We start from the raw sequence: 20330 nt of genomic DNA on the forward strand, positions 1-20330 counted from the left end.
TTTGTCGGGGCATCTCAAGAGGATGATCATGATCAAACTCACCGTAGTTGCAGCCGCCGGTGCCCTGTTGGCCCTGCCCGGGGCGGCCTTGGCACAGCAGTCCAGCCAGTATGGTCAGTCATCCTCTCCCCGGGACTGTCGGGAACATGCCCATCACCCCAACGACCCCTGCGCCTGTCAGCATGAAGCGGTCTTTTACCATCCCGTTGCGCCCTGGAACGTGACTCATTCCGGCGGGCCAGGTGTCCGGGTCTATGGCCGCCCGATATATGTCCCGTCAGGGCGCGTCGACATTCAGGCCCCGCCAGTCTGGGTCGAGGCCCCGCCGATCCGCATCGCCGCCCCGCAGATTTATCTGCGAGCCCCCGACGTTCATGTGCGGCCGTCGGAAGTTACCGTCGAACCGCCCGAAATCCACTACGTGGGTTGTGAAAGTGGAGGCTGCCCGCCCGCCCGCTGATCATCCAGCCCGACACAGCAATAACCCCGGTCAGATCAGCTCTGGCCGGGGTTATTCGTGGTCGACCACGGCAGAATTGGCCGAGGTCCCGGCGGCGCAGAAGGCCCGGGCTTCCCGCGCCAGATCCAGATCGCCGCCCCGCAGGGCAGTCCTCACCGCTGCATCGCATTGCTGTTCGCTGAGCAGGCGGGTGACGTCCCGGCGCAGGGCTTCCCGCAGGTTGGCAGCGTCCCTCAGCAGGCGAGCCTGGCGCCGTTCTCCCGGCGTGCACAGCGACAGCCACGAGGCCTCGGCGCAGCGTCGGATCAGCCGACTCTCCTCCAGCGCGATCGGATCGATCGACGGTGCGGGCAGGGACATCGTCGACGGCGGGACGGACATTCCCATTTCAGGGGCCACCTCGGCGACGGCCGAGCCGCGTTCTGGCACGGCCGTGATCGGAGGGATCCGATAGACACAGATCCAGCCGTCCGGTGTCATCTCGCAGGAGCGCAGCAGGGCCTGCTCGCTCTGGGGCGGTGATCCTGCGAGCAGACTCAGGAACACGATCATCATCATCGCGGGCCTCCATCGTGGCGAACGCGCTGACTGACCCTAAAGGGTATCCGGCATATCGAATACCCTTGGTCGCCCAGACCGGGGCGTGTCCCTAGACCAGGGCCCCGTGGCAGTGTTTGAACTTGCGTCCGGAGCCGCAGGGACAGTCGGCGTTGCGGCCGGTTCGTTCCCAGCCGGCGGGCAGCATCTCGACCGGCATACGGGCGCGATCGTCGCCGTCCAGCCGGCCTTCCGGCAACTGGGCGTTGGGATTGCCCATCTGGTTTTCACCCGAACCCGGGCTCAGGTGGATCTCCTGGAATTCCGGCATCTCCATTTCCGGCGGCGGCTGGAAGCGGAATTCGACGGTCATCAGCCAGCGGGTCACGCTGTGGCGCAGTTCGCTGAGCAGGGTCTCGAACAGCGAGAAGGCCTCGGTCTTGTATTCGTTCAGCGGGTCACGCTGGCCGTAGCCGCGCAGGCCGATGATGCCGCGCAGGTGGTCCAGATGGACCAGATGCTCGCGCCAGGCCATGTCGATCATCTGCATCAGGAACTGGCGTTCCAGTCCGCGGGTCTGGTCAGCCCCGATCAGCTCCAGCCGCTCGGCGGCACGGGCCTCGGCCGCGGCCTGCAGGCGCTCCTCGAACTCCTCGTTCGAGACGCCTTCCTCGGCGGCCCAGTCGTGCAGCGGCAGCTCCAGGCCCAGGGTCGAGCGGACCTTCTCGTCCAGGCCGTCGATGTCCCACTGTTCGGCATAGGCCTTGGGCGGCAGATAGCGATCGACCAGATCGGTGACCACGTCCTGACGGAATTCACCGACCAGTTCCGACAGATCGGTCGAGTCCATGAACTCCTGGCGCTGCTCGAATACGGCCTTGCGCTGGTCGTTGACGACGTCGTCGTATTTCAGAAGGTTCTTGCGGATGTCGTAGTTGCGGGTCTCGACGCGCTTCTGGGCGGTCTCAACAGCGCGGTTCAGCCACGGGTGGCTGATGGCCTCGCCCTCGGCCACGCCGAAGCTGCGCATGATCGAGTCCAGACGGTCGCCAGCGAAGATGCGCAGCAGATCGTCCTCGCAGCACAGGAAGAATTTCGACGTGCCCGGGTCACCCTGACGGCCGGTCCGGCCGCGCAGCTGGTTGTCGATCCGGCGGCTTTCGTGGCGTTCGGTGCCCAGCACGAACAGGCCGCCGGCGGCCAGGGCCGTGGCCCTGTGCACGGCGATGTCGGCCTTCAGCCGGGCCTCCTCGGTGGTCTCCATCTCGGGCGTGATCTCGATGGCCAGGTTGCGCTGGTCCTGACGCCATTTCTGCAGGCGCATTTCCAGGTTGCCGCCCAGCTGGATGTCGGTGCCGCGACCGGCCATGTTGGTGGCGATGGTCACCGCGCCGGGCAGACCCGCGTCGGCGACGATGAAGGCTTCCTGCTCGTGCTGACGGGCGTTCAGCACGCTGTGCGGAATGCCCTTGCCGGTGGCGTACTGGATGTCGAAAGCCTCGTCGCCGGCCTTGGCGGCGTCCTTTTCGCGCCCGGCGTATTCGGCCTTGGGCGTACGCGAGGTCTCGACCTTGTAGTCGTAGGCATTGAGCATGTCCGAGAGCTGCTCGGACTTCTCAATGGACACCGTGCCGACCAGGATCGGCTGGCCCTTCACATGGCATTCGGCGATCTGGTGGGCGATCGCCTGGTTCTTCTCGTCATAGGTCCGGTAGACCTCGTCGTCATAATCGATGCGCAGGACCGGCCGATTGGTCGGCACCTCGAGCACGTCCATTTTATAGATGTCGAGGAATTCCTGGGCCTCGGTCGCCGCCGTGCCGGTCATGCCCGACAGCTTGGCATAGAGGCGGAAATAGTTCTGGATGGTCACCGAGGCCAGGGTCTGGTTCTCGGGCAGGATCTTGACGTCTTCCTTGGCCTCGATGGCCTGGTGCAGGCCCTCGGACAGGCGGCGACCGCTCATCATCCGGCCGGTGAACTCATCGATCAGCACGACCTCGCCGTTCTTGACGATATAGTCCTTGTCCCGCTGGTACAGAGTATTGGCGCGCAGGGCCTGGTTGATGTGGTGAACTAGGGTGACGTTGGCGGCGTCGTACAGGCCGGTGGTGTCCTCGGCGAAATGGCCGCCGGCCTCCATCAGATCCTCGATCTTCTCGGAACCCTCCTCGGTCAGCAGGGCCTGACGCTGTTTCTCGTCCAGGTCGAAGGTGGTCGGGTCCTTGACCAGTTCCTTGATGATGGCGTCGACGATCTTGTAGAGGTCCGAACGGTCTTCGGTCGGACCCGAGATGATCAGCGGCGTGCGCGCCTCGTCGATCAGGATGGAGTCGACCTCGTCGACGATCGCGAAATTGTGCGGACGCTGCACCATTTCGGCCCGGTCATAGACCAGGTTGTCGCGCAGATAATCGAAGCCGAACTCGTTGTTGGTGCCGTAGGTGATGTCGGAATTATAGGCCGTCTGACGCTGACCCTGGCTCAGGCCGTTGACGATGACGCCGACCTCCATGCCCAGGAAGCGATAGACACGGCCCATCCATTCGGCGTCGCGCTTGGCCAGATAGTCGTTGACGGTAATGACGTGGACGCCCTTGCCCCCCAGCGCGTTCAGATAGACCGGGGCCACGGCCACGAGGGTCTTGCCCTCGCCGGTGCGCATTTCGGCGATCCCGCCCTCGTGCAGGATCATGCCGCCGGCCAGCTGAACGTCATACTGGCGCTGGCCCAGAACCCGCTTCGATGCCTCGCGGGACACGGCGAAGGCCTCGTTCATGATCTTGTCGAGCGTCTCGCCCCCTTCGATCCGGTCGCGGAACGTCTGGGTCATCATCCGCAGCTCATCGTCACTGAACGCGGCGAACTTGTCTTCCAGGGCGTTGATGCGCTGAACGCGCGTCGTGAAATCCTTGACCTTGCGGTCGTTGGAAGAGCCGAAAAATTTCTTGGCGAAGCCGAGCATGGGCGATCCGAAGGCGGTCGAGCGTCTGAAGGCTCTGAACAGTGCCCGAGAGGGGCGGCGGTGGACGACGCGAGAGACGTCCTGACCGATGACGACCCCGGCACCTGTACAAGGTGCCCGCGGGGGGCCGCACGAACGATCGAAAACCCCTCGACTTGGGCGCAGCCGGGACTTAAGCACCGACCTTATCCCTGTCAACGCGAGGGGCTTTGCGCCCATACTGGATTCGCCCCGCAACAGCAGGACGGAGCGGCCTCAATGCGAATTTCGCGCAAGCTTCTGATTATCGTCGTCATGGCCTCGGCCCTGGCCGTTGCCGGCTGTTCGGGTGGCGGCAGTGACGAGCGACCGCCCCAGCCCGGTGACCGCGCCGTGGCCCGGGTGCAGGACGGCACCATCTGGGCCTCTGACGTCAAACGCGAGGCCGTGGCCCAGGGACTGGTGGGCGAGGGCGAACCGCTGGACATCACCTCGGACCTGTTCCGCCGGGTGCTGGACGAGGTCATCGACCAGAAATTGCTGGCCCGCGAGGCCGAACACCGCGGTCTGGACAACTCGGTCCTGGCCCAGCGCCGCCTCGACGCGACCCGGGAACGGATCCTCGGCGACATGCTGGTCGAGAATGTCGTCAACGGCCAGATTTCGGATCAGGCGGTCCAGCGCCTGTACCAGGAACAGCTGCGTCTGGCCCGGACCTCCGAGGAGATCCGCGTCCGCCTGATCCTGTCCCGCACGCGTGAGGAGGCCGACGCCGTAATCGGCATCCTCGGTCAGGGCTCGTCGTTCGAGGCCGTGGCCATGGAACGTTCGGCCGACGAGGCCACACGCTTCTCCGGCGGTGATCTCGGCTATTCGACCCTCGATGTCATGCCCCGGACCTATGCCGACGCTTTGCGGGACAAGCCCGCCGGTTCGACCGTCGGCCCGTTCCAGACCGAGGGCGGCTGGGCCGTGCTGCGGGTCGAGGATCGGCGCAAGGAAAGCCCGCCGACGCTGGACCAGGCGCGCCCGCAGATCGTGCGCTACCTGACCTATGAGGGGGTCAGGCAGTTGCTCGAGGAACTGCGCGGCAAGGCCGAGATTGATAATCTGCTGCCCGCCGACACAGCCCGCCCGGCCGAGGAGCCCGCCTCTGCGACTGCCGCCCCGGCGACCACGACCCCATGAGCCGTTCGCCCAGAACGCCCCGTTCCGGTACTGGCCAGAAGATCGAGACCGTCCTCGAAAAGGCGTTCGATCCCCTGTCCGCAGCGATCAAGCGCGCCACCCGCGCGCCCGTCGCAGCCGGGACCACGGCCCCGCTGCCGTCTGGCGGCAAGCCGGGTCTGGCGATTTCGCCCCTGGCCGTGCCCTTTCCGGACATCCCCCCGATCGGCGGCGTCAGGATCGCCACGGCCCGGGCCGGCTTCTACAAACATGAGCGCGACGATCTGGTCGTCTTCAATTTCGCCCGCGGGACCACCTGTGCCGGGGTCTTTACCCGTCACAAGATCGGCTCGGCCCCGGTCGACTGGTGCAAGCGTCAGCTCGGCACCCAGGGCGGTGGCGAGGATGTGCGCGCCCTGGTGGTCAATGCCGGCTGCGCCAACGCCTTCACCGGCAAGGCCGGGGCCGACGCCGCCCGGCGCACTGCCTCGGAAGTCGCCAAACGCTTCGTCTGTCGCCAGCGCGACGTGATGCTGGCCTCGACCGGCGTGATCGGCGTGGTGCTGGACGATCGCAAGATCAACGCCCGCCTGCACCAGATCGAAGAGACACTGTCGGACGACGCCTGGGTCGAGGCTGCGCGCGGCATCATGACGACGGACACCTTTGCCAAGGGCAGCTACGCCGAGTGCGAGATCGACGGCCATCCGGTCCGCATCGCCGGCATCGCCAAGGGATCGGGCATGATCGCCCCCGACATGGCCACCATGCTGGCCTTCATCGTCACCGACGCGGCCATCGCCCCGCCGGTGCTGCGGGCCCTGCTGGGCCTGCATGTGCGCACCACCTTCAACAGCGTCACCATCGACGGCGACACCTCGACCAATGACACCTGCCTGCTGTTCGCCACCGGTGCCTCGGGCGCGCCCCGCATCGGCCGGGTCGGCGACCGCCGCCTGAAGGGCTTTGGGGCCGCGCTGGACAAGGTCATGCTGGACCTCGCGCACCAACTGGTCCGTGACGGCGAGGGGGCCTCTAAATTCGTCAAGATCACCGTCGAGGGCGCGGAATCTCCGGCCTCGGCCCGCAAGCTGGCCAAGTCGATCGCCGACAGCCCGCTGGTCAAGACCGCCATCGCCGGCGAGGATGCCAACTGGGGCCGGGTGGTCATGGCTGTCGGCAAGACCGAGGAGGCGGTAGACCGCGATCATCTGGCCATCCGCTTCGGAGCCAATGTCGCCGCCGTCGACGGGGCCCCGTCGCCCAACTACGATGAGGCGGCCATGAGCGCCTATATGAAGAATCCCGAGATCGAGATCACCGTCGACGTCGGCTCCGGGCGGGCCTCGGCCACCGTCTGGACCTGCGATCTGACCAAGGGCTACATCGAGATCAACGGCGATTATCGCAGCTGATTGTGGTAGGGTTTGAAGATGAGCGCCAAGCCGAAAACCTCGAACCGGTATGCCAATGAGGTCTCGCCCTTCGTCAGTGCCGAACTGAACGCCGATCTCGATAGCGAAACGCCGTCGCACGATGCTTTGGAATGGCTCGAACAGTCGATAACGCGCGCGGAAGCCGATCCGCGGCAACGCCTCACGTCTGACGAGCTGGGCCAGCGACTCCGGGGTCACCATGAGGCCCGCATGAGACGCGACGCCCGGTGACGTTGCGGCTGATATTCCTCCCGACTGCGGAAGAAAACCTTCAGGCTATCTATAATCTGATCGCGGAAGACTCGCCGCGTGCGGGGCTAGCGTTCGTTGAGGACATCCGTCGGCGGTGCGAGCCCCTGGCCGAATTTCCCGGCATGGGAAGGACGCACAACGGTCGCATCTTCCGCATCACCTTCGACCGAAAAGTCCGGGTGATCTATCGGGTCTCATCTTCAGCAGTGATTGTGGGCCGTATCCAGTATCTGGGACAGCAATGACCACACTCCCCACCGTCCTCGTCGTCGCCGTGGCCCTGATTGATACCGACGGCCGGGTGCTCATCGCCCAGCGGCCGCAGGGCAAGCAGCTGGCCGGTCTGTGGGAGTTTCCAGGCGGCAAGGTCGAGCCGGGCGAGCGGCCCGAGGCGGCCCTGATCCGGGAGCTGGACGAGGAACTGGGCATTGATGTCAACGAAGCCTGCCTGGCCCCGTTCGTCTTCGCCAGCCACGCTTACGAATCTTTTCACCTCCTGATGCCACTGTATCTGTGCCGTCGCTGGTCCGGGACGGTGCAGAACCGCGAGCATGCGGCGCTGAAATGGGTGCGGCCGAACCAGCTTTCGGACTATCCGATGCCCCCGGCCGACGAACCCCTGGTCGCCTGGTTGCGCGACCTGCTCTGAAACCGCCCGTCGATGGAGGGGCTGATGCGACGATTTATCTCCCGCTTCCGCCACGACGAGGACGGCGCGACCTCGCTCGAATACGGCCTGATCATCTCGCTGATGTTCCTGGTGATCCTGTCGGCCCTGATCGCCTTCGGCAGCACGAGCAGCGGTATCTTCAACGGCGCGATGAACGCGATCCGTGCCGCGATGGGCGGCTAGACGGACTCCTCGCCCGTCTGCTCCCTCACCCCCAGCGCATCCGCCAGCCGCATTTTCGCTGACCCGCGCTTGAGCGGCTTCTGCTGGCTCTCGTGCGGGGCCCAGCCGGCCAGATGCACGATCTCGAAGGTCGCCGGAATCCGCCCGTCGGCCTCACCGTGGCGTTCGGCATACAGCTGCGCCGCCCGCGCCGCGATGGTCCGGGTCAGCGGCCGGGTCACCCCCGCCAGCACATTGGTCTCCCCCATCGCCCTCAGGTCGCGGATCAGCGCGAACAGATCCGGATAGCGCACCGTCACCCGGTCCACGTCCGTCACCGGCAGGGCAAACCCCGCCCGTTGCAACAGGGCTGCCCCGTCGAAGCCGTCGGCGAAGGGCGAGACCCGGGCCTGGGCCCCGTCGCGGCTCTCCAGCTCGGCCTCGGTCAGCACGCCGCGCAGTTCCTTCAGCGTCCCGGCCCCCAGCAGCGTCCCAAGGAACAGGCCGTCGGGCTTCAGCGCGCGCCGGATCTGGCTCAGGGCCCCCGGCAGGTCATTGGCCCAGTGCAGACTCATCAGCGACACCGCCAGGTCGGCTGACTGGTCGGCGACCGCCAGCGGTCCCGATCCGGGCGCGGCGCGGCTGGCCGCATCGCCGATCACCCGCACGGGCCCGACCCGGTCGGCGGCGATGCTGTCCTTCAGCAGGGCGGCGAACGGGTCGGGGTGGGCGGACAGGTCGACGACCCCGGTAAAGTCGCGCAGGATGACCTCCAGGCTGGCCACGGCGTTGTCAGCGGCCCGCATGTGCAAAAAGTCGGCCTCGCCGAAGCGGCGGGTGCTGCGGGCCAGACGCGCGGTGCGTCGGGCACTGTCGAAGATCCGGGGGGGCGCTGAAATGGGGCTCATGGGTATTCAGGATGGGGGCTGGCGCGACCGATTGAAAGCGGGACCCGGTCTGATCCTGCCGCGGCTCCGGGATCTGGGGCGCGGCCTGACCGACCTGATCCTGCCGCCCCTGACCCATGACAGTCTCGAAATCTCCGGAGCACCCGGACTGACCGCCGATGCCTGGAGCCGGGTGGTCTTCCTCGAAGCCCCGGTCTGCGATGGCTGCGGCGCGGCTTTCGAGGCCGACGGCGGGACCTTTGCCGCCGATCGCTGCGCTGCCTGTATCGCCGCCCCCTACGCCTTTGCCCGGGCCCGGGCCGCCTGTGTCTATGATGAGGCCTCGCGCGGCCTGATCCTGAAATTCAAACACGGAGACCAGCAGCAGTTCGCCGGCCTGTTTGCCCGCTGGCTGTCGCGCGCCGCCGCCGATCTGCTGGCTGACGTCGATGCGGTCGTGCCCGTGCCCCTGCACCGGCTGCGGCTGCTGGAGCGTCGCTTTAACCAGGCGGCCGAGATCGCGCGGCCGCTGTCGCGACACGCCCGGCTGGACTATCTGCCCGACGCCCTGGTGCGGGCCCGGCACACCGTCAGCCAGGGCGGACGCAGCGCCCGCGGCCGCCGCCTGAACGTCAAATCGGCCTTTGTCGTGCCCGAGGCGGGTCGGCGGCAGATTCGGGGGCGTCGCATCCTTCTGGTCGACGACGTGTTGACCACCGGAGCGACCGCCGAGGCCTGCAGCCGCGCGCTTCTGGCGGCCGGTGCCCGCGCCGTCGATCTTGCCGTCGTCGCCCGGGTGCGAAACGCGCGGGAACTGCCTATCTAGTCAGGACCGCACCCTCCAAGGAGCCTGAATTGCCCGAGATTACCCTCTACACCAAGCCCGGCTGCGGCTTCTGCAGCGCCGCCATGGGTCTGCTCAAGCGCAAGGGCGTGAGCTTTACCGAAATCGTCGCCTCACACGATCCGGCCAAAAAGCAGGAGATGATCCAGCGCTCGGGCGGCCGCATGACCTTCCCCCAGGTCTTCATCGGCGACACCCATGTCGGCGGATCGGACGAACTGCACGCCCTTGACCGCAAGGGCGAACTGGACGCCCTGCTGGCGGCCTGATGACCCGATCGCTCGACATTGCCCTGATCCAGACCCGCACCCCGGCCACCGCCGAGGAGTCCTGGGCCCATGTCGAGCCTCTGGTGCGCGAGGCCGCCGGGCGCGGAGCGAAATTCATCCTGACCCCCGAAGGCACCAATGTGCTGGAGCAGCGCCGCGACCGGCGCGAGGCGGCGATCACCGACCACGGCTCCGATCCCGTCGTCACCGGCCTGCGCGGTCTGGCCCGCGAACTGGGCGTCTGGATCCTGATCGGCTCGGCCATCGTCCGCTCGGGGATCGCCGACGACGCCCGGGCCGCCAATCGCGCCATCCTGATCGATGACCAGGGACAGCTGGTCATCACCTACGACAAGCTGCACGTGTTCGATGTCGACCTGCCCGGCGGCGAGACCTGGCGCGAAAGCGCGGCGGTGCGTCCCGGCGACGCGGCCGTGGTCGCCCAAACCCCGTGGGGCGGTCTGGGTCTGTCCATCTGCTACGACATCCGCTTTCCCCATCTGTATCGGGCCCTGGCCCGGGCTGGGGCGGCCCTGATCGCGGTTCCCGCCGCCTTCACCGTGCCGACCGGCGAGGCCCACTGGGAAACCCTGTTGCGGGCCCGGGCCATCGAGACCGGCTGTTTCATCCTGGCCCCGGCCCAGGGCGGAACCCATGAAGACGGCCGTCGCACCTGGGGCCATTCCACGGTGGTCGGTCCTTGGGGCGAGATCATCGCCCGCTGTGACGATGACGCGCCCGGCGTCCTGCTGGCCACGCTCGATCTGAACGCGGTCGAGCGCGCCCGGGCCGCCGTGCCCCAGCTGCGGCACGATCGCGAATTCGCGGGGCCGGCATGATCCGCTACGCCCTGTCCTGCGGCAACGATCATCCGTTCGAGGCCTGGTTCGGCACCTCGGGCGACTACGACGACCAGGCTGCACGCGGCCTCGTCGAATGTCCGGTCTGCGGCTCGCGCGCCGTGTCCAAACAGATCATGGCCCCGGCCGTCGCCGGCACCCGCAAGACGGCGGCGAGCTCAGCCGACCCGGCGAAAATGCAGGCGATGATGATGCACGCGGCCCGTGAGGTCCGCGCCCATGTCGAGGCCAATTTCGACTATGTCGGCGACACCTTCGCCCGCGAGGCCCGCGACATCCATGAGGGCCGCAGCGAAAAGCGCGAGATCTACGGTGAGGCCACCGGTGCCGAGGTCAAGGCGCTGAAAGAGGACGGCGTGCCCTGTGCCGCCCTGCCGCCGCCGCCGCCCGATCCGTCGAAACTCAATTGAGCCCGCTGGCCTGGCGACCGATGACGGCGGGCGATCTGGACGCCGTCGCCCGGATCGCCGTCGTCGGCTTTCCCGATCATTTCGAGGGCCGCCCCTGTTTCGAGAACCGGCTGGCGCTGAATCCATCCGGCTGTTTCGTCCTCGCCGCCGGTGACGGTGAACCGCAGGGCTATCTGGTCACCTATCCTTGGAGTGCGGGTTCGGCCCCGACGCTGAACACCGTGATCCCGGCGATCCCGGCGGACGCAGCGGTGATCTATCTGCACGACCTCACCCTGCTGCCGACGGCTCGGGGTGGTGGCTGGTCGCGCCCGATCGTCGAGCGGCTGGTTGACGATGCGCGCGCCGCCGGCTGGCCGACCCTGGCCCTTGTCGCCGTCAATGACGCGACGGCCTTCTGGGCGCGGCACGGCTTCAGCGCGGTCGAGAGCCCGGGTCTGGCGGCGAAACTGGCCAGCTACGGTCCGGACGCCCGCTATATGGTCCGGCCGCTCTGAACCGTCAGTCCCGCAGGGCGATCATCATATAGTTGATGTCGGCGTCGTCGCTTTCGCTCCAACGATCGGCCAGCGGCTCATAGGCCAGGCCGAAGGGCCCGCTCACCGCCAGCGGTTCCTGCGACAGCATCAGCCGGATTTCGTCGGGCTTGAGGAATTGCCGCCAGTCATGGGTGCCCGGCGGCACCCAGCCCAGCACATATTCGGCGGCGATCTTACCCAAGACCAGCGCCTTCAGCGTGCGGTTCAGCGTGGCCACGATCATCATCCCGCCCGGTTTCACCAGCCGCGAACAGGCGCGGATGAAGGCTGCGGGATCGGCGACGTGCTCGATCACTTCCAGCGTCAGCACCACGTCGAACGGCCCGGCCCCCTCGGCCTCCAGTTGTTCGACCGTGGCCGCGCGATAGGCGATGTCCAGCCCCTGCTCGGCAGCATGGGCCCGGGCCGTGCCGATGTTCTCGCTCGAGGCGTCGACGGCCGTGACGGCGAACCCCAGCCGTCGCATCGGCTCGGCGATCAGCCCCCCGCCGCAGCCGATATCCAGCAACGTCAGCCCGGCGAACGGCGCGCGGGTCTTCACGTCGCGCCCGAACCGCTCCGCCGCGCGATCGCGTACGAATTTCAGCCGGGCCGGATTGAATTTGTGCAGCGGCGCGAACGGGCCGCGCGCGTCCCACCACTCGGCCGCCTGGGCCGAGAACCGCGCCACATCGGCCGGATCGATACTGGGTCCCGCCGCCCCGGCCCCGGATTCGGGCGGGCTTTGGGCTTTGCGCGTCGTCAGGGTGTCGTTAGAAGCGACCATGAGCCGAGGGATGAACCCGTCGGCCGTTCCATGCAAGACGGGGGCGATCTGCCACGATGACGCGGCTGGTGATGAAATTCGGCGGCACCTCGATGGGCGACCTCGAGCGGATTCGTCGTGCCGCCCGGATCGTCGCCGCCGAGGCGCGCGCCGGGCACAGCATCGCCGTGGTCGTATCGGCCATGGCCGGCAAGACCAATGAGCTGGTGGCCTGGACCGACGGCGCGGGCCGCGCGGCCCAGAGCGTGTCGATGACCGACGATGAATATGACGTGGTACTGGCCTCCGGCGAGCAGGTTACGGCTGGTCTGCTGGCCCTGACCCTGCGCAATCTCGGTCATGACGCCCGCAGCTGGATGGGCTGGCAGATCCCGATCATTACCGACGACGCCCACGGTCGCGCCCGCATCGATGAGGTGCCGGGTGACGTCCTCGGGGCCGCCATTGACGCCGGTCAGATTGCCATCGTGCCCGGTTTCCAGGGCGTCAGCCGCGCCGGACGCATCACCACCCTCGGCCGCGGCGGTTCGGATACCTCGGCGGTGGCGGTGGCCGCGGCCCTGGGCTGTGCCTGCGACATCTATACTGACGTCGACGGCGTCTATACGACCGACCCGCGCATCGAATCCCGTGCCCGCCGCCTTGAAAGGGTCTCCTATGAGGAGATGCTGGAGATGGCGTCACTGGGGGCCAAGGTGCTGCAGACCCGCTCCGTCGAACTGGCCATGGCCAAACGGGTCCCCCTGCGGGTCCTGTCCAGCTTCATCGAACCCGACGCCGCCGGCGTCCTGCCCGAGAAATCCGGTACCCTGATCTGCGACGAGGAGGAAATCGTGGAGAAACGCATTGTGAGCGGCGTCACCATGAGCCGCGACGAGGCCCGTATCAGCCTGCTGGGTCTGCCCGACAGCGTCGACCGCCCGGCCGAGGTCTTCACTCGCCTGGCCGAGGCCAACGTCAATGTCGACATGATCGTCCAGTCGCCCAGCCGCACCGAAGGTAACGTCAACCTGACCTTCACCACCGGACGGCGCGATGCACTGCGGGCGGCGGAGCTGATGCGTGCGGGCCAGACCGACATCGGATTTCAGGATATTCGCGTCGACGAGGATGTCGCCAAGGTCTCGGTTATCGGTGTCGGCATGCGCAGCCACGCCGGCGTGGCCCAGACCATGTTCCGCGCCCTGGCCGACAAGGGTATCAAATTCCAGGCGATCTCGACCTCCGAGATCAAGATCAGCGTGCTGATCGACGCGGCCTATGCTGAGCTCGCTGTGCGCGCGCTGCATTCGGCCTACGAACTGGAAGCTGTATAGGGTCATGGACGCAGTCGCCCCTTCGGGCGTCTGAACGGGAGCGGCGATGCCAAAAGGCGGCGGATTGACGACGAGGGGGCCACGGAACCTCCTGCGCCAGATCCGCGAGGCCATGGCCGGCGCGGCCCCGGCCCAGGAACGTCTCGACATGGTCGTGCGCACCATCGCCCAGTCGATGGTCGCCGAGGTCTGTTCCATCTATCTGCGCCGCGCCTCCGGCGAGCTGGAGCTGTTCGCCACCGAGGGCCTGAACCGCGACGCCGTGCATACGACCCGTCTGCGGCCCGACGAGGGTCTGGTCGGGGAGGTCGCCCGCATGGCTGTGCCGATCAGCCTGTCGAACGCCCCGGCCCACCCCAGTTTCGCCTATCGCCCGGAAACGGGCGAGGACCCCTATCACGCCTTCCTCGGGGCCCCGCTGTTGCGCGGGGGCCGCGCCATCGGCGTCCTGGTCGTCCAGAACCGGGCCGAGCGTCGCTATGACGACGAAGAGGTTGAGGATATCCAGACCATCGCCATGGTCCTGGCCGAGACCGTGGCCTCCGGCGAACTGCTGGCCCAGGGCGATCTGCGCGACGTCGAAGTCGCGCCGCACCGGCCCGAGCGGATCAAGGGCCAGAGGTTCGCCGAGGGCCTGGCCTATGGTCTGGTCGTCCTGCACGAGCCGCCACTGGCCCCGGAACAACTGCTGTCCGATGACCCGGACGCCGAGGGGGCCCGGCTGTCCCAGGCCCTGTTCGCGCTCAAGGCCAATATCGATCACATCCTCGAAGGCGGGCAGGGCAAGCTGGCCGGGGCCTCGTTCGAGGTGCTCGAGACCTACCGCATGTTCGCCGACGACCGCGGCTGGAACCGGTCGCTCGTGGATGCGGTGCAGAGTGGCCTGACCGCCGAGGCCGCCGTCGACCGGGTCCGCAACGAACACCGGGCCCGCTTCGCCCAGGCCCGCGACCCTTACATCAAGGAGCGGCTGCACGATTTCGAGGACCTGGCCAACCGGCTGCTGCGGGTGTTGGCCGGTGACCGGCCGGGCGAGCGCGAACTGCCGGACGACGCCATCCTCGTGGCCCGCAACCTCGGGCCGGCCGATCTGCTCGAATATCCCCGCGACAAGCTGCGGGGGCTGCTGCTCGAGGAGGGATCGGCCGCCAGCCATGCCGCCATCGTCGCCCGGGCCCTGCAGATTCCCTGCGTCGGGCGCCTGGTGGGTCTGCGCGACCGCCTGTCCGAGGGTGACCTGGTCATTGCCGACGGCGAGGCCGGTGAGGCCTATCTGCGACCGCGCCCCGACATGCTGGAGGCGGTCCAGTCGCGCATGGAGGTCCGGGCCCAGCAGCGCGCCGAGTTCGCCCTGCTGCGCGACACCCCGGCCATCACCCTGGACGGCACGCGTATCACCCTGCTGGCCAACGCCGGCCTGGCCGTCGATCTTGAGAACCTGAACCAGACCGGGGCCGAGGGCATCGGCCTGTTCCGCACCGAATTCCAGTTCATGGTGTCCGAGGAACTGCCGCGGCTCGATGCCCAGACCGCCCTCTATAAACTGGTCCTCGACGCGGCCGGCGACCGGCCCGTGACCTTCCGCACCCTCGACGTCGGCGGCGACAAGGTGCTGCCTTACCTCGAGACCGAACGGGAAGAGAACCCGGCCCTGGGTCGCCGCGCCATCCGTCTCGGCCTCGACCGCCCCGGCCTGCTGCGCCTGCAGATCCGAGCCCTGCTCCAGGCCGGAGCCGGGCGCGAGCTGCGCGTGATGTTCCCGATGATCGCCACGGTCGATGAGTATCGGGCCGCCCGCGAACTGGTCGAGGTCGAGAGCCGGTGGGCCCGTCGCCGCGGCCGGACCCTGCCGGACCGGCTGCGCGTCGGGGCGATGATCGAATGCCCCTCGCTGCTGTGGCACCTCGACGCCCTGCTGCCGATGACCGATTTCGTCTCGATCGGCACCAACGACCTGTTCCAGTACATGTTCGCCGCCGACCGGACCAATCCGCTGGTGTCGGACCGCTACGACCCGATGTCGCCGCCGGCGCTGCGGGCCCTGGCCGAGATCCAGAAGAAATGCGCCGATACCGGCACCCCGGTCTCGGTTTGCGGGGAGCTGGCCGGCCGTCCGCTTGAGGCCTTCGCCCTTATGGCGCTCGGCTTTACCCGGCTGTCGGCGCCGGCCGGCGGCGTCGGACCGGTCAAGCGCATGATCCTGTCGACCGACCTGACCGCGGCCCGGCGCGGCATGGCCAATCTGCTCGGCTCGTCCGCCGGTTCGATCCGCAGCGAACTGGAATCCCTGGCCCGGAAATTGAACGTCTCGACCTGACGTGTCTCCCGATGGCACAGCCCCGCCCCGCGGGTCGTGACCTCGGGTTATGCCCAATAAATCGTTGATCGGTCGGCTCTAATGAGTTATCCACAAGACGAGTTTGAAGGTCCTCCGGGGGGAGGCCTGAACGGTCAGCATCATGTGTTAGGCGGTTCAGGGTCGAGTACGACGCCGGGAAGTTCTGTTTCCGGGTCGAGTGTGAGGTCGGGCGTTATGGCGCTGGATACGGGGTCTGTCCCCGAAGAGTTTCGGGACCACCCCGACTGGAAGGACCCTGCGCCTTCCATCGCTGAGGCCGTGACTCTGGGCGAGGGTCTGCGGATGGCGCGTGACGCCTCCGGCAAGTCGCTGGCCGAGCTGTCCACCATCACCCGCGTCCACACCCGTTATCTGACCGCTCTCGAACAGAACGACTTCTCCATCCTGCCGTCGCGCGTCTTCTCGACCGGCTATGTGCGCGCCTATGCCGGGGCCCTCGGGGTCGACGAGCAGCTGGCCGTCGAGCGGTTCAAGCGCGAATGCCCCGACCCGTCCATGCCGCTCCAGGCCCCGGTCGGCGTCGCCTTCGAGGATGTGCGGCGCTATTCGCCGCGCCTGATCGCCGCCGGTCTGGCCCTGGTGCTGGCCGTGGTCGGCTGGAATGTGTTCCAGCGCGTTAGCCTGATGCGCGCGCCGCATCCTTCGGCCCTGACCGCCACGCCCGAGAGCTGGACTCTGGGGGCCGTGCCCGGCCAGGACGGCCTGATGCGCCTGTCCGCGCCGCAGCCCGCGCCGCCGGATCAGACGGTGCCCGCCTTCTACATCACCCCAGGTCTTGAGGCCCAGCTGACCGGCATCCGGCCCGGCTCGGCCGAGGCCCTGGCCGCCGCCGCCGCCGATGCAGCTCCGGTGCAGAAGGCCTTCAATCCGCGCGGAGCCATCTACGGGGCTTCGGCCACCGCCTCCCAGGTCGTGCTGCAGGCCCGCAAGGCCGCCAGCCTGGTGGTGCGCATGGGCGACGGCCGGGTCCTGTTTGCCCGCCAGCTGGTCGCCGGCGAGGCCTGGCGTGCCCCGGATGGCGTCTCGGCCACCATCGACACCTCCGATCCGACCGCCTTCGACGTCTATCTGAACGGCGAGCATGGCGGCGGGCTCCAGGCCGTGCTGACGCCCCTGTCGCAGCTCAACAGCCGGGCCCAGGCCCTGGCCCGCCAGACCGCTGCGGCCGTTGCGGCCCGCACCGAAGCGCGCGAGGCAGCGGCCATCGAGGCCCAGGCCGAAACCGCCGCCCCGGACGTCATTCCGGGCTGAATCGACGCAGGCCCCGTCCTGCGGCGTGGTTTCGCGCCGGCGGATCGCCTATATTGCGCGGGACATGAGCGAACTTTCCCATATCCGACCGTGGCGCCACATCGAGCGCCGCAAGAGCCGCCAGATCATGGTCGGCTCCGTGCCCGTCGGCGGTGATGCCCCGATCAGCGTCCAGTCGATGACCAACACCCTGACCTCGGACCCGGCGGCGACGATCGACCAGATCCGCCAGCTGGAAGAGGCCGGGGCCGACATCGTCCGTGTCTCCTGCCCGGATGAAGCCTCGACCGCCGCCCTCAGCACCATCGTGCGCGAGTCCCGGGTACCGATCGTCGCCGACATCCATTTCCACTACAAACGCGGCATCGAGGCCGCCGAGGCCGGGGCCGCCTGCCTGCGCATCAATCCGGGCAATATCGGCAATGCCCAGCGCGTTCGCGACGTGGTCCAGGCCGCCCGCGACAACGGCTGTTCGATGCGGATCGGCGTCAACGCCGGCAGTCTCGAACGCGACCTGCTCGAGAAATACGGTGAGCCCTGTCCCGAGGCCATGGTCGAGTCCGCCCTCAACCACGCCCGCATCCTGCAGGATCACGACTTCCACGACTTCAAGATTTCGGTGAAGGCCTCCGACCCCTTCCTGACCGTCGCCGCCTACCAGCAACTGGCCGAGGCCATCGACTGCCCGCTTCACCTCGGCGTGACCGAGGCCGGGCCGCTGCGCTCGGGCACGATCAAGTCGGCCATCGGCATGGGTAATATGCTGTGGTCCGGCATCGGCGACACCATCCGCGTCAGCCTCGCCGCCGACCCGGTCGAGGAGATCAAGGTTGGCTTCGACATCCTCAAGTCGCTGGGTCTGCGCCATCGCGGCGTCAACATCATCGCCTGTCCATCGTGCGCCCGTCAGGGCTTCAACGTCATCGAGACCGTCGGCATCCTCGAGGAAAAGCTGGCCCACATCACCACGCCGATGTCGCTGTCGATCATCGGCTGCGTCGTCAACGGTCCGGGCGAGGCCCTCTATACCGACGTCGGCTTCACCGGCGGCGGGGCCGGGTCCGGCATGGTCTATCTGAACGGCAAGATGGCCCACAAACAGCTCAACACCGGCATGGTCGATGAGATCGTCCAGCAGGTCGAGGCCAGGGCCGCCGAGCTCGATGCCGCACGTAAGGTTGTGACTCGGTCACCTGTCGCCGCAGAGTAGCAATCGGTTGCGACGGGCCCGGACCGGGCGCATATTCCACCCATGCCCGCGCTCTCGCCCATAGAATCCGAGTTCGCCTCGACTGAAGAGGCCGAGGCCTATGACGTCTGGTTCCGGGCGCGCGTTGAAGCATCACTGGCTGATCCCCGGCCCGCCGTACCGCATGATGAAGCCGTCGCGAGGATCGATCGCGCGCTTGCCAAGTCCGCATCCGGGGCTTGAGCCGTGCTTCCGACGGTCTGGTCAGAGACGGCCATCACCGATGTTGAGCAAATCGTCAGCTACATCGCGGCGCGCAATCCTGACGCTGCCAGGCGCATCCGTAACCTGATCGTTGATACAGCCCGGACGTTGGGTGATCATCCATATGCCTACAGGCCCGGCCGCGTGTCGGGCACACGGGAGGTGATCGTTCATCCCAACTATGTCCTGATCTATCGCGTAGAGGTAGATGCCATAACGATCACCAACGTCTTCCATTCCGCTCAGCAGTATCCCCCCGAATGAAACTCTATTTCGCCGGCCCGTCCCCCTTCGTCCGCAAATGCCGGATCGTGGCCCGCGAGAAGGGGCTGGCCGACCGCATCGAGGAAATCGCGGTCAATCCGTACGAGAACGCGCCGGAACTGATGGCCACCAATCCGGTCGTGCAGGTCCCGACCCTGATCGCTGATGACGGCCTGCCACTGACCGACAGCCCGGTCATCTGCGAATATTTCGACACGCTCGGTACCGGCCCCCGCCTGCTGCCCGAGGGCGGCGCGGACCGCCTGCGCGTGCGACGGATGGAGACCCTGGCCAACGGCGCGCTCGAGATGGGGGTCAAATGGCTGCTGGAACTGCGCCGCCCCGAAGCAGAACGCTCGCCGTCATGGATCGCGCGCTGGTCCCACAATATGGATCGCGCCCTCGATGCACTGGAAGCGGCCCGTCCCGATCCCGCCGTCCTCGACATGGGCACGATCACCGCCGGCGTCGCCGTCACCTGGATCAGTTTCCGCCACCCCAACCACGACTGGCAGACCGGCCGCCCGAATTTGGTCGCCCTGCAGACGGCGCTGGAGGCTCGACCCAGCTTCGTCGAGACCCGGCCCGTTTAAGGCGCAAAACCCGCCAGTTGCAGGCCTTGATAGCCCGCCAGAATGACGATCAGCACCCCGACCCCATAGGTCAGCAGCCGGGCCGGGACCCGCTTGGTGATCCAGCCGGCGAACGGCGCGGCGATCACGCCGCCGATGATCAGTCCGGCCAGCGCGGCAGCATGGTTTTCCAGCGCCCCGCCCGACCAGCGTCCGGTCAGCAGGGTCGTCAGGAAGGCCGCCGATATGGCCACGGTGACCAGAAGTTCGGCGGTATTGACGGTGCCGATGGCCCGGCGCGGTTCGGTCCCGGCCCCGACCAGGGTCGAGGTCACCGTCGGACCCCAGCCGCCGCCGCCGATCGCATCCAGCAGACCCCCGACGAACCCCAGCGGCCCGCTCCAGCCCAGCGGAAACAGGCGCAGCCGCACATCGCGGGCGGCCCGCCACAACACCCAGATCCCGATGGCCAGCAGATACAGCAGGATGAACGGCTTGATCGTTTCGCCGGGAATGCCGGTCAGCACATAGGTCCCGACCACCCCGCCGATCATGCCGCCCGCGGCCAACGGCCAGAACAGGGACCACCGGATGTTCCGGTGCATCACATGCGAAACGGCCGAGGCCGCGCCGGTGAAAATCTTGGCGACATGGACACTGGCCGAGGCGGCGGCCGGCGGCACACCAAAGGCCAGCAGCACCGTATTGGCGATAACGCCATAGGCCATGCCCAGCGCCCCGTCGACGATCTGGGCCAGCAGGCCGACCAGCAGAAACAGCAGGAAGACGTCCATTCAGCTACCGGTCCGGCGTCGGCCCACTGCGGTGACGCCCACCTGCCTAATGCGCCGCACGCCGCAGCGGAAGCGGCGGTGACGCGCTTGTTATCCATCGCCTCCGGTCCGGGCTCCC

24 protein-coding genes are annotated in these 20330 nt (G+C 67.5%); 19 read left to right on the forward strand and 5 right to left on the reverse strand.

The features are described 5' to 3' along the window. Nucleotides 1-28: 28 nt before the first annotated feature. Nucleotides 29-460 carry a hypothetical protein gene (locus tag AAC067_RS12435; protein ID WP_339932977.1) on the forward strand — a complete coding sequence of 144 codons (432 nt, stop codon included), beginning with the start codon at nucleotides 29-31 and terminating at the stop codon, nucleotides 458-460. A gap of 51 nt (nucleotides 461-511) precedes the next feature. Here AAC067_RS12435 and AAC067_RS12440 read toward each other — a convergent pair whose 3' ends face one another. Then, complete coding sequence (locus tag AAC067_RS12440; protein WP_339932979.1) at nucleotides 512-1018, reverse strand: hypothetical protein; 507 nt, start codon at nucleotides 1016-1018, stop codon at nucleotides 512-514. Nucleotides 1019-1109: 91 nt separating this feature from the next. Beyond that, on the reverse strand, nucleotides 1110-3962 hold the full coding sequence (gene secA, locus AAC067_RS12445; RefSeq protein WP_339932981.1) for a preprotein translocase subunit SecA: 2853 nt from the start codon (nucleotides 3960-3962) through the stop codon (nucleotides 1110-1112). 258 nt (nucleotides 3963-4220) lie between these two features. Between secA and AAC067_RS12450 the strand changes: the two genes are divergently transcribed. Genes AAC067_RS12450 through AAC067_RS12475 form a run of 6 tightly spaced genes read left to right on the forward strand, consistent with a single transcriptional unit; the run spans nucleotide 4221 to nucleotide 7649 of the window. Then, nucleotides 4221-5129, forward strand: coding sequence for a peptidylprolyl isomerase (locus tag AAC067_RS12450; protein ID WP_339932983.1), 909 nt, complete (start codon nucleotides 4221-4223; stop codon nucleotides 5127-5129). Beyond that, nucleotides 5126-6523 (forward strand): bifunctional glutamate N-acetyltransferase/amino-acid acetyltransferase ArgJ, encoded by a 1398-nt coding sequence (gene argJ, locus AAC067_RS12455; RefSeq protein ID WP_339932985.1) that lies wholly within the window; start codon nucleotides 5126-5128, stop codon nucleotides 6521-6523. Before AAC067_RS12450 ends, argJ begins: the two co-directional genes overlap by 4 nt. A gap of 18 nt (nucleotides 6524-6541) precedes the next feature. After that, nucleotides 6542-6775, forward strand: coding sequence for a hypothetical protein (locus AAC067_RS12460; protein WP_339932987.1), 234 nt, complete (start codon nucleotides 6542-6544; stop codon nucleotides 6773-6775). Then, nucleotides 6772-7041 (forward strand): type II toxin-antitoxin system RelE/ParE family toxin, encoded by a 270-nt coding sequence (locus AAC067_RS12465; protein WP_339932989.1) that lies wholly within the window; start codon nucleotides 6772-6774, stop codon nucleotides 7039-7041. The genes AAC067_RS12460 and AAC067_RS12465 overlap by 4 nt, the downstream gene beginning before the upstream one ends. Then, nucleotides 7038-7445 (forward strand): (deoxy)nucleoside triphosphate pyrophosphohydrolase, encoded by a 408-nt coding sequence (locus AAC067_RS12470; protein ID WP_339932991.1) that lies wholly within the window; start codon nucleotides 7038-7040, stop codon nucleotides 7443-7445. Before AAC067_RS12465 ends, AAC067_RS12470 begins: the two co-directional genes overlap by 4 nt. A 24-nt stretch (nucleotides 7446-7469) precedes the next feature. After that, entirely contained in the window at nucleotides 7470-7649 is a 180-nt protein-coding gene (locus AAC067_RS12475; RefSeq protein ID WP_339932993.1) for a Flp family type IVb pilin, read from the forward strand. Here AAC067_RS12475 and AAC067_RS12480 read toward each other — a convergent pair. After that, the gene (locus AAC067_RS12480) at nucleotides 7646-8536 is read right to left on the reverse strand and encodes a methyltransferase domain-containing protein (RefSeq protein WP_339932995.1); all 891 of its coding nucleotides are present in this window, start codon (nucleotides 8534-8536) and stop codon (nucleotides 7646-7648) included. The two genes, AAC067_RS12475 and AAC067_RS12480, sit on opposite strands and share 4 nt — an antisense overlap. On the opposite strand from AAC067_RS12480, the gene AAC067_RS12485 reads away from it, so the two are divergent. Genes AAC067_RS12485 through AAC067_RS12505 form a run of 5 tightly spaced genes read left to right on the forward strand, consistent with a single transcriptional unit; the run spans nucleotide 8535 to nucleotide 11395 of the window. Further along, nucleotides 8535-9341 (forward strand): ComF family protein, encoded by an 807-nt coding sequence (locus tag AAC067_RS12485; RefSeq protein WP_339932997.1) that lies wholly within the window; start codon nucleotides 8535-8537, stop codon nucleotides 9339-9341. The genes AAC067_RS12480 and AAC067_RS12485 overlap by 2 nt on opposite strands. A gap of 29 nt (nucleotides 9342-9370) precedes the next feature. Continuing rightward, nucleotides 9371-9628 (forward strand): glutaredoxin 3, encoded by a 258-nt coding sequence (grxC, locus tag AAC067_RS12490; protein WP_339932999.1) that lies wholly within the window; start codon nucleotides 9371-9373, stop codon nucleotides 9626-9628. After that, complete coding sequence (locus AAC067_RS12495; protein WP_339933001.1) at nucleotides 9628-10467, forward strand: carbon-nitrogen hydrolase family protein; 840 nt, start codon at nucleotides 9628-9630, stop codon at nucleotides 10465-10467. The genes grxC and AAC067_RS12495 overlap by 1 nt, the downstream gene beginning before the upstream one ends. After that, a complete protein-coding gene (locus tag AAC067_RS12500) occupies nucleotides 10464-10898 on the forward strand; it encodes a DUF1178 family protein (RefSeq protein WP_339933003.1) in 435 nt (144 codons plus the stop codon). The genes AAC067_RS12495 and AAC067_RS12500 overlap by 4 nt, the downstream gene beginning before the upstream one ends. Continuing rightward, the gene (locus AAC067_RS12505) at nucleotides 10895-11395 is read left to right on the forward strand and encodes a GNAT family N-acetyltransferase (RefSeq protein WP_339933004.1); all 501 of its coding nucleotides are present in this window, start codon (nucleotides 10895-10897) and stop codon (nucleotides 11393-11395) included. The genes AAC067_RS12500 and AAC067_RS12505 overlap by 4 nt, the downstream gene beginning before the upstream one ends. Nucleotides 11396-11399: 4 nt before the next feature. Here the strand turns inward: AAC067_RS12505 and ubiG are convergent, their stop codons facing one another. Continuing rightward, entirely contained in the window at nucleotides 11400-12203 is an 804-nt protein-coding gene (gene ubiG, locus AAC067_RS12510; protein ID WP_339933006.1) for a bifunctional 2-polyprenyl-6-hydroxyphenol methylase/3-demethylubiquinol 3-O-methyltransferase UbiG, read from the reverse strand. Nucleotides 12204-12259: 56 nt separating this feature from the next. On the opposite strand from ubiG, the gene AAC067_RS12515 reads away from it, so the two are divergent. The 7 genes from AAC067_RS12515 to AAC067_RS12545 all read left to right on the forward strand — a co-directional run bounded on the left by AAC067_RS12515 (nucleotide 12260) and on the right by AAC067_RS12545 (nucleotide 19439). After that, nucleotides 12260-13519, forward strand: a complete 1260-nt coding sequence (locus AAC067_RS12515; RefSeq protein WP_339933008.1) for an aspartate kinase — start codon at nucleotides 12260-12262, stop codon at nucleotides 13517-13519. Between the two features lie 46 nt (nucleotides 13520-13565). Then, the gene (gene ptsP, locus AAC067_RS12520; RefSeq protein WP_339933010.1) at nucleotides 13566-15836 is read left to right on the forward strand and encodes a phosphoenolpyruvate--protein phosphotransferase; all 2271 of its coding nucleotides are present in this window, start codon (nucleotides 13566-13568) and stop codon (nucleotides 15834-15836) included. Between the two features lie 201 nt (nucleotides 15837-16037). Then, complete coding sequence (locus AAC067_RS12525) at nucleotides 16038-17129, forward strand: helix-turn-helix domain-containing protein (RefSeq protein ID WP_339933012.1); 1092 nt, start codon at nucleotides 16038-16040, stop codon at nucleotides 17127-17129. Between the two features lie 64 nt (nucleotides 17130-17193). After that, nucleotides 17194-18339 carry a flavodoxin-dependent (E)-4-hydroxy-3-methylbut-2-enyl-diphosphate synthase gene (gene ispG, locus AAC067_RS12530; RefSeq protein WP_339933014.1) on the forward strand — a complete coding sequence of 382 codons (1146 nt, stop codon included), beginning with the start codon at nucleotides 17194-17196 and terminating at the stop codon, nucleotides 18337-18339. A gap of 42 nt (nucleotides 18340-18381) precedes the next feature. Next, nucleotides 18382-18561 carry a hypothetical protein gene (locus AAC067_RS12535; protein ID WP_339933016.1) on the forward strand — a complete coding sequence of 60 codons (180 nt, stop codon included), beginning with the start codon at nucleotides 18382-18384 and terminating at the stop codon, nucleotides 18559-18561. A 3-nt stretch (nucleotides 18562-18564) separates the two neighbouring features. Further along, on the forward strand, nucleotides 18565-18846 hold the full coding sequence (locus AAC067_RS12540; RefSeq protein WP_339933018.1) for a type II toxin-antitoxin system RelE/ParE family toxin: 282 nt from the start codon (nucleotides 18565-18567) through the stop codon (nucleotides 18844-18846). Continuing rightward, complete coding sequence (locus AAC067_RS12545) at nucleotides 18843-19439, forward strand: glutathione S-transferase N-terminal domain-containing protein (RefSeq protein WP_339933020.1); 597 nt, start codon at nucleotides 18843-18845, stop codon at nucleotides 19437-19439. The genes AAC067_RS12540 and AAC067_RS12545 overlap by 4 nt, the downstream gene beginning before the upstream one ends. Here AAC067_RS12545 and AAC067_RS12550 read toward each other — a convergent pair. Beyond that, nucleotides 19436-20212, reverse strand: coding sequence for a sulfite exporter TauE/SafE family protein (locus tag AAC067_RS12550; RefSeq protein WP_339933022.1), 777 nt, complete (start codon nucleotides 20210-20212; stop codon nucleotides 19436-19438). The two genes, AAC067_RS12545 and AAC067_RS12550, sit on opposite strands and share 4 nt — an antisense overlap. Nucleotides 20213-20330: the final 118 nt, after the last annotated feature.

The sequence above is a fragment of the uncultured Brevundimonas sp. genome, assembly GCF_963977465.1.
Lineage (GTDB): Bacteria > Pseudomonadota > Alphaproteobacteria > Caulobacterales > Caulobacteraceae > Brevundimonas.

Excerpts from the sequence above, each read along its gene's own strand:
- AAC067_RS12535 (WP_339933016.1), top strand. The coding sequence starts at position 18,382 with ATGCCCGCGCTCTCGCCCATAGAATCCGAGTTCGCCTCGACTGAAGAG.
- AAC067_RS12515 (WP_339933008.1), top strand. The coding sequence starts at position 12,260 with ATGACGCGGCTGGTGATGAAATTCGGCGGCACCTCGATGGGCGACCTC.
- AAC067_RS12475 (WP_339932993.1), top strand. The coding sequence starts at position 7,470 with ATGCGACGATTTATCTCCCGCTTCCGCCACGACGAGGACGGCGCGACC.
- AAC067_RS12435 (WP_339932977.1), top strand. The coding sequence starts at position 29 with ATGATCAAACTCACCGTAGTTGCAGCCGCCGGTGCCCTGTTGGCCCTG.
- AAC067_RS12500 (WP_339933003.1), top strand. The coding sequence starts at position 10,464 with ATGATCCGCTACGCCCTGTCCTGCGGCAACGATCATCCGTTCGAGGCC.
- secA (WP_339932981.1), bottom strand. The coding sequence starts at position 3,962 with ATGCTCGGCTTCGCCAAGAAATTTTTCGGCTCTTCCAACGACCGCAAG.
- AAC067_RS12460 (WP_339932987.1), top strand. The coding sequence starts at position 6,542 with ATGAGCGCCAAGCCGAAAACCTCGAACCGGTATGCCAATGAGGTCTCG.
- ptsP (WP_339933010.1), top strand. The coding sequence starts at position 13,566 with ATGCCAAAAGGCGGCGGATTGACGACGAGGGGGCCACGGAACCTCCTG.
- argJ (WP_339932985.1), top strand. The coding sequence starts at position 5,126 with ATGAGCCGTTCGCCCAGAACGCCCCGTTCCGGTACTGGCCAGAAGATC.
- AAC067_RS12480 (WP_339932995.1), bottom strand. The coding sequence starts at position 8,536 with ATGAGCCCCATTTCAGCGCCCCCCCGGATCTTCGACAGTGCCCGACGC.
- AAC067_RS12470 (WP_339932991.1), top strand. The coding sequence starts at position 7,038 with ATGACCACACTCCCCACCGTCCTCGTCGTCGCCGTGGCCCTGATTGAT.
- AAC067_RS12485 (WP_339932997.1), top strand. The coding sequence starts at position 8,535 with ATGGGTATTCAGGATGGGGGCTGGCGCGACCGATTGAAAGCGGGACCC.
- AAC067_RS12545 (WP_339933020.1), top strand. The coding sequence starts at position 18,843 with ATGAAACTCTATTTCGCCGGCCCGTCCCCCTTCGTCCGCAAATGCCGG.
- ubiG (WP_339933006.1), bottom strand. The coding sequence starts at position 12,203 with ATGGTCGCTTCTAACGACACCCTGACGACGCGCAAAGCCCAAAGCCCG.
- AAC067_RS12440 (WP_339932979.1), bottom strand. The coding sequence starts at position 1,018 with ATGATGATGATCGTGTTCCTGAGTCTGCTCGCAGGATCACCGCCCCAG.
- ispG (WP_339933014.1), top strand. The coding sequence starts at position 17,194 with ATGAGCGAACTTTCCCATATCCGACCGTGGCGCCACATCGAGCGCCGC.
- AAC067_RS12550 (WP_339933022.1), bottom strand. The coding sequence starts at position 20,212 with ATGGACGTCTTCCTGCTGTTTCTGCTGGTCGGCCTGCTGGCCCAGATC.
- AAC067_RS12450 (WP_339932983.1), top strand. The coding sequence starts at position 4,221 with ATGCGAATTTCGCGCAAGCTTCTGATTATCGTCGTCATGGCCTCGGCC.
- AAC067_RS12495 (WP_339933001.1), top strand. The coding sequence starts at position 9,628 with ATGACCCGATCGCTCGACATTGCCCTGATCCAGACCCGCACCCCGGCC.